The organism is Paraclostridium bifermentans, from assembly GCF_964259345.1.
Taxonomy (GTDB): Bacteria; Bacillota; Clostridia; order Peptostreptococcales; family Peptostreptococcaceae; genus Paraclostridium; species Paraclostridium bifermentans_B.
This window is the reverse complement of sequence record NZ_CAXVJR010000001.1, coordinates 175,092-187,838: the sequence shown is the minus strand read 5'-3', so window position 1 is coordinate 187,838 and position 12,747 is coordinate 175,092. Positions and strand designations below refer to the sequence as shown.

The window sequence follows — 12,747 nt, the reverse complement described above, 5'->3', positions numbered from 1 at the left end:
CTATATATGGTATAATTATACAATAATAGATACTATGAAAGGATACTTATAAGGTATGGTAACTTGTAAAGATTTACTTAATCTTAATATTTTTAAATATATTAAATTAATAGCAGGAAAAAATGGTATATATAAGACAGTAACATGGACTTATATATGTGAAACAATAGAATTTAGTAAATGGGTAAATGGAGGCGAGTTAATCTTTATTACAGGAATGGGAATGGATTTAGATGAAAGATCTATGAAGAAATTTTTACTAGAATGTGGAGAAAAAGATATATCAGGGGTTGTTATATTAACTAATAGTGAGTACATAAAGGAAATACCAACCAGTTGTATTGAATTGGCTAATAATTTAAACTTACCACTATTTAATATGGCATGGGACATAAAGCTTATAGATGCAACAAAGGAAATATCTAATTATATAATTGAAAGAAGTTTTATTGAAAATAAAGAAAAAGAGCTATTGAAAGAATTATTATTTTCATATTCACTGGATAAAGAAAGAATATATAAGCTATGTAAAAGTTGTAAATTTAAAACTAAGGATTTATACTTTGCAGCTGTATTTAATATAGAAGATATAGATAAAAATCATATTGAATATATTATAGATTATGTAAAAGTTAAACTAAGAAATATTAATATTAAGTTTTTACTAGATATATTTGAAAATAATATCATATGTATTATAAATAATATTTTAGATAAAGAATTTAAAATAAAACAAGTATTAAATGAAATAAATAATAATTTAAATGAGTGTAATGCATCTATATTAAGTATAGGCAGAAGCTATTCAAATATATTTGACATTAAAATTAGTTATGAAGAATGTATTAATATACTTGATTACTATAGATATCAAGAATATGATGATCAAATTATAGATTATGATAAAATTGGATTTTATAAATTATTATTTTACATAAAAGATATAGATCAACTAAAATTATATAGAAATGAAGCAATAGGAAAACTATTAGAATATGATAAAGATAAAAATTCTAATATGCTAAAAACGTTGAAGGTATATTTATACAATGATTGTAATTTAATAAAAACATCAAATAAGCTATTCATACATAGAAATACACTAATATATAGGATAAATAAGATAAAGAATATTTTAGATATAAACTTAGATAGTGCTTTAAGCAAAAATGAACTTATAAATGCAATTATGATAGATGATTATATAAGATATTTAGAAAATAAATAATATAGGAGGAATATATATATGACACTAATGGCAGAAATGACATGGTATGAATTTAATGAAAGAAAAGATAAAGATGTAGTGATATTACCTGTGGGATCAGTAGAGCAACATGGACCACATTTGCCTCTTTTTACAGATACTATAATATCAGAAGGATTTGCTAAATTGTTAGGAGAGAAAGTTAATGGTATAGTAATGCCAGCTATAAACTATGGATATAAGTCACAGCCTGCTTCTGGAGGAGGACCACTATTTCCAGGGACAATAGACTTAAATGGAAATACCTTAATAAGCTTAGTTATGGATATATTAGATGAATTAATAAGAGATGGAGTAAAGAAGATAGCTATAGTTAATTCACATTTTGAAAATCAAGCATTTTTATTAGAAGCAATAGATATAGTAAGTAAAAGAATGCCTAAAGATACTAAAATAATAATGATGAGTTGGTGGGATTTAATAACTCAAAAAACTATAGATAAGATATTTGATGAAATAGAATTTCCTGGTTGGGCATTAGAACATGCAGCAATAACAGAGACTTCATTGATACTTAAGTTTGCTCCAAATTTAGTTCATATGGATAGACTAATAGATGAGAAAATAGAACAAGTTCCAACATACCATGTTTATCCTATACCAAAAGATTTAGTTCCTAAGTCAGGATTACTTGCAATAGGTAGAACTAGTTCTAAAGAAAAAGGTGAATTAATAGTAAATGAAGCTTTAGAAAATATGATAAACATAGTTAATAAAGAACTTATATAAATAAAAAATCGCTCATAAAATATAAATTATTGTTATATTTTATGAGCGATTTTTATGTTAAAAGAATAAATAACTATTAGTTTAATATATATTTATTATAATTTTGTAGATATAAAGTGGTATAATAGTAAATATATATTACAATTTTTTGGAGGAACATATGAATTACGAAGAAATATTTAAAGCACTAGGTGATAAAAAGAGAATAGATATACTTAAGACTTTAAATAAAAAAGGTAGCACGTGTGTATGTAAATTAGTAGATGAATTTGATCTATCTCAATCTAAATTATCATATCATCTTAAGTTGTTACTAGATAATAATCTTATAATAAAAACTTCACATGGTAAGTGGAATTATTATGATATAAATAAAGAAACTTTAAAAAGTATATTAAATGAAGAAACAATAGAAGAAATGTTAAAGTAAAAATAGCTGCCTTAAAAATAACTAAGGCAGTTATTTTTATATATAAATTTAAAGGAATAACACATGAATTATTGAATATATATTAAAGAATTATCAAATTGGAGGGATTAAAATTGATGCTGCATGATTAACCCCCTGAATAATTAAATTAATTATGCCAGGGGTGATAAATATGAACAAAAATTTAAAACTGATGTATATAATAGCATTTCTTCAAGGGTTGGTATTTTATGCACCAGTAAGTTTAATATATAGAATAGAAAGAGGACTTTCTGTAAGTGAGTTTTTCTTTTTGGAATTTGTACTATTACTTACGACTGTAATAACTGAAGTTTTATGGGGATATTTTGCTGACAAATATGGATATAAAATAACTCTAATAATTGGATTTACATTGTTTTTCTTAGGAAGATTGAGTTTATTATTTTGTGATAGTTTTATAGATTTTTTTATACAAACAGAATTAATAGCACTTGGAGTATCAGGTATATCAGGGTGTGATATAGCATTTTTATACAAAAACTGTGATGAAAGTGATAATGAAAAGGTATTTGGGAGATATAGAACATATGGCAGTATAGGTTTTTTTATATCATCAATATTATCTATATTTATATTGAAAGTATCAATGGAGTTAACAGTTTTTATGACTGCTATTGCATATGGAATGAGTATAATTTTCATGTGTTTTACAGAAGAGGCAGAAAAAGAATATAAAAATATAAAAGAAAATATAAAAATAAAAGATAGTTTTAGAGATATAAAATCAATTAAATTTATAATTTTATTTGTAATATCTACAGCTATTATTTCAGAAATTGGATATGGAATAAGCATAACGCTAGGGCAGTTACATTTTGAAAGTATAGGATTTGATATTAGATTATTGGGATATATAACTGCATTATCTGAAATAATGTCTATGCTATCTAGTAAAACGTATATACTTAGTAAGAAGTATGGTCAAAGAAATACACTAAAAGGATTAACTATAGGTATAATTTTATGTGTAGGAGTTTTAATATTAACAAATAGCATAATTTTAAGCATTGTGTCTATAGCGTTTATAAGTGGTTTTGTATCTATGATAAATCCTATAGTATTAGATATACAAAATAAATCGATAAGTAAAAATAGAGCAACTATTTTATCTTTTTACTCAATGGTTGGAAGTATATTTTCAGCTTTTATAAATATAGGAATTGGTTTTTTAGCAGATATATATTTGAAATATACTTTTATGTTTTGCTTTTTAGTATTAGGAATAGGAGCATTTGGAATTTTTACTTATTTAAATAAACAACAAAATTTAGAGAGTAAAAAAATTTATAATTAAGGTATTAATTGAATTATAAAAAGACCTATTAAATAGGTCTTTTTTGTTTTTAGGAATAAAATTTATTGAAGTATTATTAAAAAATTTACGATTATATTAATGAGAAGATAATTTGGAGGGGCATGTATGCATGATAAAGATATAATTGAGGGGCTTATAAATAGAGATGAAGCTGCATTGAGTGAATTGATTGATTTATATGGAAACTTGATTTATAGAGCTTCTAATAAAGTTTTAAATAATAAAGAACTTAGCGAAGAATGCTTAAATATAGTTTTAATGAAAATTTGGGAAGGAATTGAATTTTACAATAAAGATAAAGGCTTATTTAAAAACTGGATATATACATTATCTAAATATACAGCTATAGATATTATGAGAAAAGAAGAAAAATATATAAAAAACAATTTTGAGATCAAAAAAGATTTAAAAGAAAACACAAGTGTTGAAGATATTATATTAACAAAAGAAATTATAGAAAATATTAAGATAAGTATTAAAAATTTGAACGATATAGATAAAAAGATATTTATAGATAGATATGAAAATGATAAAAAAGTGAGTGATATAGCAAAAGATATAGGAAAAACTCCAAAGGCAATAAGCCTTAGAATAATGAGAATAAAAAATAAATTAAAAAGGTATAATTAGGGGGGAAATATAGTGAGTGATAGTTATAAAAGTGATGATTTTAAATTTGAAATAGAAGAATTTACAGAAGATAATTTATCAAAGGATATACTAGATAAACAACAATTAGAAAAAGCTAAGAAGAAAATGAAAGTATTACTAAAAGAATTAAAAGAAGCTAATGATAAATATAATATAGATATATCTTTAAATGAAATAATGAGTTTAAAAGAAAGTTTAGGTACAAGTGGAGATAAAGTTGAACATGGAATAAAAAATGCTAATATATTAAAATATATAATTTTAAAAACAATAAAAATAGATATGGAACCATTAAAAGATGAAATAATAGATGAATTATTTGTGCCAAGTTTTATATCTATGCCAGAGGTAAACACATCTTATATAAACTATGATGCAACATTTTTCTTCAAACTTTATTTAACAAAAGATAAATTGATATATTACTGTATATCTGATAGATTTAAAATAACCAATAAAAAAATTATAGATGTAAAAAATATAAAGACTATAGGTAAAGCTGTTAAAAATAGAAGCTGGTCAAGAGGTTTAGCTTGGGGCGTAAATACAACTAGTGGCTATACTTCATTCATAGAAACTTATGATAAAAATACTATATATTTAAATCATTTGAAATATAGGTATAAGGAGAGTACGGTTAGGTTTGTATCAAATGTAGAAAAAGTTACAGGCATAAAAGCAATAACAAAGGCAAAATTGACTAATGAAGATAAGTTTGTCTTAATAATGGAAATTATAATAGCTCTTATTTTTATAATGATTGGAATACCAAATTTAATTAAGTGGTGTATATCAATGTAAATAAATATTTAATAGAATAAAAAAATGCCTTTACAAGGCATTTTTTTGTTCTAAAAATATATTTATAAAATTTAAATTTACAAAAAATAAAGGGATACTAATATTATATATCGTATAATATTAGTATCAAAACATACTATACGGCATATAATATATAAAAAGATATAATAATATATATGGAGGAAAAATATGTCTTTTCAATTAGGATCAGCAATTTTAGATGCCTGTGTTTTAGCTATATTAAGTAAAGAAGATACTTATGGATATATACTGACACAACAGGTAAAAGAAGTTGTGGAAATATCGGAATCAACTCTATACCCAGTACTAAGAAGACTTCAAAAAAATGAATTTCTAATTACATATGATAAAGCATTTCAAGGTAGAAATAGAAGATATTATCGAATAACAGACAAAGGAAAATCCCAGTATAAAGAATATTTAATAATGTGGAAAGATTATAAAAAAAGTATTGATAAGATTTTACTAGGAGGATGCAAAGGTGAATAAGAATGAGTTTTTAAAAGAATTAAAAAGAAAGTTAAAAAGCCTACCTAAAAGTGAAAGAGATGATGCTATAAGGTATTATGAAGAGTATTTTGATGATGCACAAATAGAAGATGATACTGACGTTTTATATGAACTTTCCAAGCCTTCGGAGATAGCATCACAAATTTTAGCTGAACATGCTATAAAAGGAGTGGATTCAAAAAATAAATCTATAAAAAACAATATATCGTCTATATGGTTTATAATACTGGCCATAGCAGTTTCTCCACTGGCATTCCCATTGGCATTTCCAATATTGATAACAATATTAGTTTCTATATTTGTAACTTTTATTTTAGGATTTGTATTTGTAGTAGTTTGTATGTCATTGATAACAGCGGGTTTTACAATTTTAGTTGATGGCTTTAGTTATGCATTTAGTGATTTAGGGATGACACTGAGCTCTTTAGGAATAGGATTTTTAATAATTGGATTTAGTGTTTTAATATTTACAACTTTTGTTTTAATAGTAGGTAAATTATCTAAGTTCATAGTGAAAATTTCAAGCGAGAAGCTTAATAGAAAATAAATAAAATATAATTGGGAGTGATATAAATGAAAGTAAAAAGTATATTTAAAGTTTCTATAGCACTTATGATAGTCGGAGTTATATTTACAGGGGTTGGATATGCTATGAATGGAGGATTACGTTTAAATGATTTAGGAAATCTTAATAATAAAGAAGAAAAAAGTATAGAATTAATAAATGAAACAAAAGAACTTAAACAATTTAAAAATATAGATATTGATACGGAATTTAATAATATTGAAATTATACCATCAAATAAATATAAAATAGAATTAAAATATGATAATTCTTATGGGAAAATTAATTATAAAGTAAATAAAGAAACACTTGTAGTAACTCAAAAACCTAGAACTAAAATGAAGAATCATGATTTAGAACTATTGAAAAATGAAAATAGAAATAATATAAAAATATATATACCGACAAATGATAAAGTGAATAATTTAAATATAAAATGTGATGCATCAAATATAGAAATTGAAGGCATGGATATAGATTCTTTAGATATATTGAGTAACCTAGGAGATATATTAGTAAGAGATTGTAAAATTAAAAATGGAGAAGTGGTGGCTGATGCAGGAAACATAGAGCTATATAATATAAACGCATTAAATATTGGGGCATATAGTAATTTAGGAAATATTGTTATGAATGAAAATGATATTTCAGATAGTCTAAATATAGAAAATGATATGGGAAACATTGAAGTAAATGGAAAGATTTATGGAGATATAGATTTAAAAAATAATTTAGGAAATATAGAATTAACTATAAATGAAAATAAAAAATTATATAATTATAAAGTTGATTGTGATTTAGGAAATGGAGAAGTAGATGGAGACAATAAAGTTAAGGAAGTTAATAATAATAGTAAAAATAATATAAAGTTAGACTGTAGTTTAGGAAATATAGAATTAAATTTTAAATAAGAGTATTTAATATAAATAAAGATAGATATAAAAAAGTGCCTTAAATTTAAGGCACTTTTTTACTTTTAATGAATATTTATATATAACTTATAAAGATTAGATATATCAAGAGTTTTTATTTGAGAATGAAATTTTTATATATTCTATATATTTTGCAAATAATAATTATTAGATGATAGATAAGGAGCAAACAAATGGAGAGAAAATTTACAACAAGAACAGAACTGATAATTGGAAAAGAAGGAATATATAAATTAAAAAAATCACATATATTAGTTGTTGGAGTTGGCGGTGTTGGAAGTTTTTGTGTAGAAGCATTGGTTAGAGCTGGAGTTGGAAACTTAACTATAGTAGATTATTCAGAAGTTGAAGAATGTGATATGAATAGGCAAATTCCAGGTCTCAATTCAAACTTAGGAAAAGATAAAGTTACAGTAGTAAACGAAAGGTTAATAGATATAAACAAAGATTTAAATATAAAAGCTATAAAAGAAATATTTAATGAAGATACTAGTAAAACTATATTTAAAGATAATAAATTTGACTATGTAGTTGATGCAATAGATATGGTTTCATCTAAAATACATTTAATCCAAGAGTGTAAAAAACGAAAAATACCTATTATTAGTTCTATGGGAATGGGGAACAAATTAGATCCAACAAAAATTGAGATAAGTGATATATCTAAAACACATACTTGTCCACTTGCTAAAGTAATGAGAAAAGAGCTTAGATGTAGAGGTATAAACAATTTAAAGGTAGTTTTCTCTACAGAAAATCCAATAGAACTAAAAGAGAAAATATCAAATGGGCATAGAATTTTACCTGGAAGTATATCCTTTATGTCATCTAGTGGTGGTTTAATTATGGCATCAGAAGTAGTTAAAGATATTTTATTAAGTTTATAGGTATAAAATTTATTAAATTAAAAATAAGGAGATATTAACATGACTCATAAAAAAATATTTTTAAAAGATATAGAAATGGATAAACAATTTAAAACAACTCTTATGGTTATGAAAAGGATACATAGAGATAGCAATATGACAACTTATATACTTACAGATAGTAGCGAACAAATAAAAGCAAGAATACCGAATAAGTTTAAATTAAAACCAGGACAAGTTATAGAAGTAGATAGTAAGAAAGAGCCAACTATGGACGAAGTTAAAAGCGTAAAAATAATAGAAACTAATTATGAACTAGATGACTATCTTCCAACGGTAAAAAGATCGATAAATGAAATAATGAAAGATATAGAGAATATAAGTAATGAGTATATTAAATCAGAAGATGGGAAAGTGTTAAATGATTACTTTTTTAAAAATGAAGAATTTATAGATAAGTTTAAAAAGGGTATAGGTGGGGTATCAATGCACCATAACTATATAGGTGGACTTGCAGAACATACACTAGGTGTTATGTATATAACTAAAGTACTTTGTGATAGATATGATTGCAATCATAAAGAGATAGCTATATTAGGAGCAAAGTTGCATGATATAGGAAAATTATACGAACTAGATTTTAATGGACCATTTAAATATACATTGCAAGGAGAATTGGAAGGTCATATAGTTATTGGAGTTCAACTTATTGATAGAGCTATAAATAGTATTGATTATGATTTTGATGAAGACTTTATAAGACGAATAAAAGCTTGTATAGTTCAACATCATGGAAAACTTGAATATGGATCACCAAGAGAATGTAATATGGAAGAATCTTTTATAATTAATTTTGCAGATGGTATAGATGCAACTATGAATAAAATAGTTCAGATAAAAGATAATGCACAAGGCGAAGGATGGTCTGATTATGATAGAAAATTAGATACAAAGTTGTATTTATAAAACTTTTAGAAAAGGGGATAAAGATGACTGATATAAATAAAAAATTTATAGAAATACAAAAAAAATTAGATACAGAGCTAATAGGGCAAAAAGAGTTTGTAAATGAGTTATGTACTTATTTTAAGGATAAATTTGAAAAAAATGAAAAAGGAATTTTAATTTTAGTAGGAGAAAAAGAAACTGCTAAAAAAACTAGTATAAGACGTATTTTTGAATATCTTAAAGATACTAAAATGGTTGAAAGCACACATGTAGATGAAATAAATTTAGGGTCATACAATTTTAACTTAGGATATAATGCTTTTTTAACAGACTTGTATGAAAAGCTTAATTCTAACTCTGCATGTGTAATGTTTAAGAATATAGAAAATGCAAGTAGCGAAATATTATCTATATTATCTAATGTATACCCAAATACTTGTTTAAACTTAAATGATGAATACACTATAAAGAATAAATTTTTGGTAGAAGCTAGTTATGGAGATAAAGATATAATAGATAAGATAGTTTGTCATAATAAATTTTTAGTATATACTAGCAATGATGAAGATTTTGATGTAGATATGCATTTCAATAAGGAATTTAAATCTAATATAGATAAGATACTACATACAAAACCACTTAGCAAATTAGAAAGAAATAAGATTGTAAAAAAAGAAGTATTAAAAACAATTAGAAACAAAGAAAATGAAAATCATATAGAAATAATATTAGATATAAATGAAAATGATAAAAGTGATGATTACTTTGGCATTTGTAAGTTCTTACAGGAAACGTATAAAAAAGATTCGAATTTTGGGATAAGTGAGTATGTATCATATAAGTTATGTAAACCTCTAACTAATTTTATAAGAGAAGAAAACATAAAATCAGGAGAAAATATCATAATTTATGTTAAAGATAATGATATATATTGCAAATTGGATAAAGAAGAATTTAACCTAAGTTTGTATTCTATGCCTACTCTAGATGAAGCTAAATATAAGTTAAACTCTATAATTGGAATTGAAGATTTAAAGAACTTTTTAAATAATGTGAAAAATAATTATAAAGTTCAAAAAATAAGAGAAAGGCTAGGTCTTAAAACTTCTAATATATCTTTAAATATGATATTTGCAGGTAATGCAGGTACTGGAAAGACAAATGCAGCTAGAGTTACATTTGAATATTTAAATGCATTAGGAGTTTTATCAAAAGGAATTTATAAAGAAGTAAGTAAAGCAGATTTTGTAACCGAAAATCCAGCAGATACAGCTAAAAGAACTATAGATATTATAAATTCGGCAATAGGAGGAGTACTATTTATAGATGAAGCATATTCATTATGTGAAAGTGATAATGATAAGGTTGGGAAGGAAATAGTAGATGCACTACTTAAAGGTGTAGAAGATAACAGAGACGATTTGATTGTAATACTTGCAGGTTATGAAAAAGACATGGAAGAATTTTTAACATTTAACCCAGGACTTAAATCAAGATTTCCTAATGTTATAAATTTTAAAGATTATACACCTACACAAATGTATGAAATAGCGGTGAATATTGCAAAATCAAAAGGATATAGAATAGCTAAAAATGTAAAAAATGATTTAATTGATTTATTCGCAAAAAATCAAATAAGTGGAAAGAATGACTTAGGAAATGCTAGGTTTGTTAGAAATATAGTTGAAAATGCAATTCTTGATGCATCTAAGAAATACTTAACTAATAAATCAAAACAAATCGATTTATTAGAAAGAGATAATTTTAACTTTAAAGCAAAAACTAAATTCGACTTAGAAGAAAAATTAAGTGAGATAGTAGGACTAAATGAAGTTAAAAATTTACTTAGAAGTCAATATAAATTAATTATAGCACAAGAAAAAAGAAAATCTGCAGGAGTTAATACTAAGATTGAACAAAATCTTAATATGGTGTTTGCAGGAAATCCAGGAACTGGGAAAACTAGTATAGCTAGATTAGTAGCAGAAATGTTAAATAGTATGGGACTTTTAAAAGTTGGTCAGTTAGTTGAGACTGATAGATCTAGCTTTGTATCAGAAATACCTGGACAAACCTCAAGAAAGACGGAGGAAAAATTTAAAGAAGCAATAGGTGGAGTATTATTTATAGATGAAGCATACACACTAGCTAATGACTCACTTGGTAGAGAAGCTATTGAAACATTGTTAAAATTAATAGAAGATTACGGGAAAGATGTTGTAGTAATACTTGCTGGATATGAAGATGAAATGGAAGATTTCTTTGATGTTAATATTGGATTGAAATCAAGATTTCCTATTTGGACAGTATTTAAAGATTATAATCCGAATGAATTACTGGAAATGGCTATAAAGCTAATTGAATATAAAGGATTTAAGTTATCTAAAAATGCATATTTATCACTTAAGAAAAGTTTTGAAGCAATTTATGAGGAAGCAGATTCTCAATCTGGAAACGGAAGAATGGTTAGAAATTATGTTGAAAATCTAATTAGAAATCAGAGTATAAGAATTGCTGAAGAAGATATAAGTGTATATGAAATGAACTTAATAACGGTTAAAGATATAGAAAAGATAAATGTATTAGAATATGAAAGTACATTTGATTTAAAAGAGAAATTAGAATCTTTAAAAGGAAATGAAGAAGCTAAAGAATTTCTAATAAATCAATATAAGTTTATTAGAATACAGGAAAAAAGAGATAAGATAGGAAAGAGAAGCAACATAAATAAATATAAAAATATAATATTTACAGGAGATGTAGGTACGGGTAAAAAAACAGTACTTAACATACTATCTGAAATGTATTATAGCAAAGGTATATTAAAGTCAAAAGGGATTGTAGAAATAGACAAGGATGAAATTGTAGCTAATATAAATAGTGGATTAGATATAGATGATATATTAAATAAATCTATAGGTAAGTTAGTATTAATAGACAAGTTTGATTTACTTATTAATGAATATAATTACAATGAAATGATATCTATGTTAATTAAATTTATTGATAAGAATAAAAATAAAATAATAATAGTATTATCTGGATCTAAAAAAGGCATGGAGAAAGTAGTTTTACAAAATCAACCATTAAACTATCGCTTCCCATTATACCTTGATTTTAATGATTACAATGAAAAAGAAATATATGATATATCCTTAGATATACTAAATAGAAAAGGATTTGTAATTAATAACGATAGCTATGATACATTAAAAGAAACTTTAAATGAATTATATAGAAATAAAAATATTATCATAAAAAATGCTCTTATGATAAAAAGCTATTTAGATAATTTAATAAGGGTTCAAAGTGCCAGAATTTATGATGACTCAGTGGCTTCAAAAGATATAAATACTATAGAAAAAACTGATATCATAAAAAGCAAAGTTGAATTTATATATAAAAATACAGTAGATAGTTTAGATTGTAATAAAAATAAAATAAGTAGTGAAAAAAATGTAAAAACTGTTATGGATTTAGAAGATGGAATTGACTATGGTCAAGAAATAGAAGTTAAAAAAGAAAATAATAATGTAGTAGAAAATTTACTGAATTTAAAAAATTTATTAGACCTAAATATAATAGATGAAAGTGAATTTAAATTGTTAAAACATAAAATTATAAGCAGTATTTAAATTTTAAAATGTTAGGATTAAATTCCTAACATTTT

Annotated in this window: 12 protein-coding genes; all 12 read left to right on the top strand. The window is 24.3% G+C overall.

Going from position 1 to position 12,747, the window contains the following annotated elements:
* Positions 1-55 precede the first annotated feature (55 nt).
* The 12 genes from ACEXNK_RS01065 to ACEXNK_RS01010 all read left to right on the top strand — a co-directional run bounded on the left by ACEXNK_RS01065 (position 56) and on the right by ACEXNK_RS01010 (position 12,712).
* The gene (locus ACEXNK_RS01065) at positions 56-1,228 is read left to right on the top strand and encodes a PucR family transcriptional regulator (RefSeq protein ID WP_373601526.1); all 1,173 of its coding nucleotides are present in this window, start codon (positions 56-58) and stop codon (positions 1,226-1,228) included.
* Between the two features lie 18 nt (positions 1,229-1,246).
* A complete protein-coding gene (locus ACEXNK_RS01060) occupies positions 1,247-1,996 on the top strand; it encodes a creatininase (protein ID WP_373601170.1) in 750 nt (249 codons plus the stop codon).
* Between the two features lie 160 nt (positions 1,997-2,156).
* Entirely contained in the window at positions 2,157-2,426 is a 270-nt protein-coding gene (locus ACEXNK_RS01055; RefSeq protein ID WP_373601169.1) for an ArsR/SmtB family transcription factor, read from the top strand.
* Between the two features lie 172 nt (positions 2,427-2,598).
* Complete coding sequence (locus ACEXNK_RS01050) at positions 2,599-3,762, top strand: MFS transporter (RefSeq protein WP_373601168.1); 1,164 nt, start codon at positions 2,599-2,601, stop codon at positions 3,760-3,762.
* Positions 3,763-3,888: 126 nt separating this feature from the next.
* On the top strand, positions 3,889-4,413 hold the full coding sequence (locus ACEXNK_RS01045) for a sigma-70 family RNA polymerase sigma factor (RefSeq protein ID WP_373601167.1): 525 nt from the start codon (positions 3,889-3,891) through the stop codon (positions 4,411-4,413).
* 12 nt (positions 4,414-4,425) lie between these two features.
* Positions 4,426-5,235, top strand: a complete 810-nt coding sequence (locus ACEXNK_RS01040) for a hypothetical protein (protein ID WP_373601166.1) — start codon at positions 4,426-4,428, stop codon at positions 5,233-5,235.
* Positions 5,236-5,424: 189 nt separating this feature from the next.
* The gene (locus ACEXNK_RS01035; protein ID WP_373601165.1) at positions 5,425-5,745 is read left to right on the top strand and encodes a PadR family transcriptional regulator; all 321 of its coding nucleotides are present in this window, start codon (positions 5,425-5,427) and stop codon (positions 5,743-5,745) included.
* Complete coding sequence (locus ACEXNK_RS01030) at positions 5,738-6,313, top strand: DUF1700 domain-containing protein (RefSeq protein WP_373601164.1); 576 nt, start codon at positions 5,738-5,740, stop codon at positions 6,311-6,313. Before ACEXNK_RS01035 ends, ACEXNK_RS01030 begins: the two co-directional genes overlap by 8 nt.
* A 26-nt stretch (positions 6,314-6,339) precedes the next feature.
* Positions 6,340-7,242: a DUF4097 family beta strand repeat-containing protein gene (locus tag ACEXNK_RS01025; RefSeq protein WP_373601163.1), complete on the top strand. Its 903-nt coding sequence runs from the start codon at positions 6,340-6,342 to the stop codon at positions 7,240-7,242.
* Between the two features lie 194 nt (positions 7,243-7,436).
* On the top strand, positions 7,437-8,150 hold the full coding sequence (locus ACEXNK_RS01020; RefSeq protein WP_373601162.1) for a tRNA threonylcarbamoyladenosine dehydratase: 714 nt from the start codon (positions 7,437-7,439) through the stop codon (positions 8,148-8,150).
* Between the two features lie 39 nt (positions 8,151-8,189).
* On the top strand, positions 8,190-9,095 hold the full coding sequence (locus tag ACEXNK_RS01015) for an HD domain-containing protein (RefSeq protein ID WP_373601161.1): 906 nt from the start codon (positions 8,190-8,192) through the stop codon (positions 9,093-9,095).
* A 23-nt stretch (positions 9,096-9,118) separates the two neighbouring features.
* Positions 9,119-12,712: an AAA family ATPase gene (locus tag ACEXNK_RS01010; protein WP_373601160.1), complete on the top strand. Its 3,594-nt coding sequence runs from the start codon at positions 9,119-9,121 to the stop codon at positions 12,710-12,712.
* Positions 12,713-12,747: the final 35 nt, after the last annotated feature.

Excerpts from the sequence above, each read along its gene's own strand:
- ACEXNK_RS01065 (WP_373601526.1), top strand. The coding sequence starts at position 56 with ATGGTAACTTGTAAAGATTTACTTAATCTTAATATTTTTAAATATATT.
- ACEXNK_RS01060 (WP_373601170.1), top strand. The coding sequence starts at position 1,247 with ATGACACTAATGGCAGAAATGACATGGTATGAATTTAATGAAAGAAAA.
- ACEXNK_RS01055 (WP_373601169.1), top strand. The coding sequence starts at position 2,157 with ATGAATTACGAAGAAATATTTAAAGCACTAGGTGATAAAAAGAGAATA.
- ACEXNK_RS01050 (WP_373601168.1), top strand. The coding sequence starts at position 2,599 with ATGAACAAAAATTTAAAACTGATGTATATAATAGCATTTCTTCAAGGG.
- ACEXNK_RS01045 (WP_373601167.1), top strand. The coding sequence starts at position 3,889 with ATGCATGATAAAGATATAATTGAGGGGCTTATAAATAGAGATGAAGCT.
- ACEXNK_RS01035 (WP_373601165.1), top strand. The coding sequence starts at position 5,425 with ATGTCTTTTCAATTAGGATCAGCAATTTTAGATGCCTGTGTTTTAGCT.
- ACEXNK_RS01025 (WP_373601163.1), top strand. The coding sequence starts at position 6,340 with ATGAAAGTAAAAAGTATATTTAAAGTTTCTATAGCACTTATGATAGTC.
- ACEXNK_RS01020 (WP_373601162.1), top strand. The coding sequence starts at position 7,437 with ATGGAGAGAAAATTTACAACAAGAACAGAACTGATAATTGGAAAAGAA.
- ACEXNK_RS01015 (WP_373601161.1), top strand. The coding sequence starts at position 8,190 with ATGACTCATAAAAAAATATTTTTAAAAGATATAGAAATGGATAAACAA.
- ACEXNK_RS01010 (WP_373601160.1), top strand. The coding sequence starts at position 9,119 with ATGACTGATATAAATAAAAAATTTATAGAAATACAAAAAAAATTAGAT.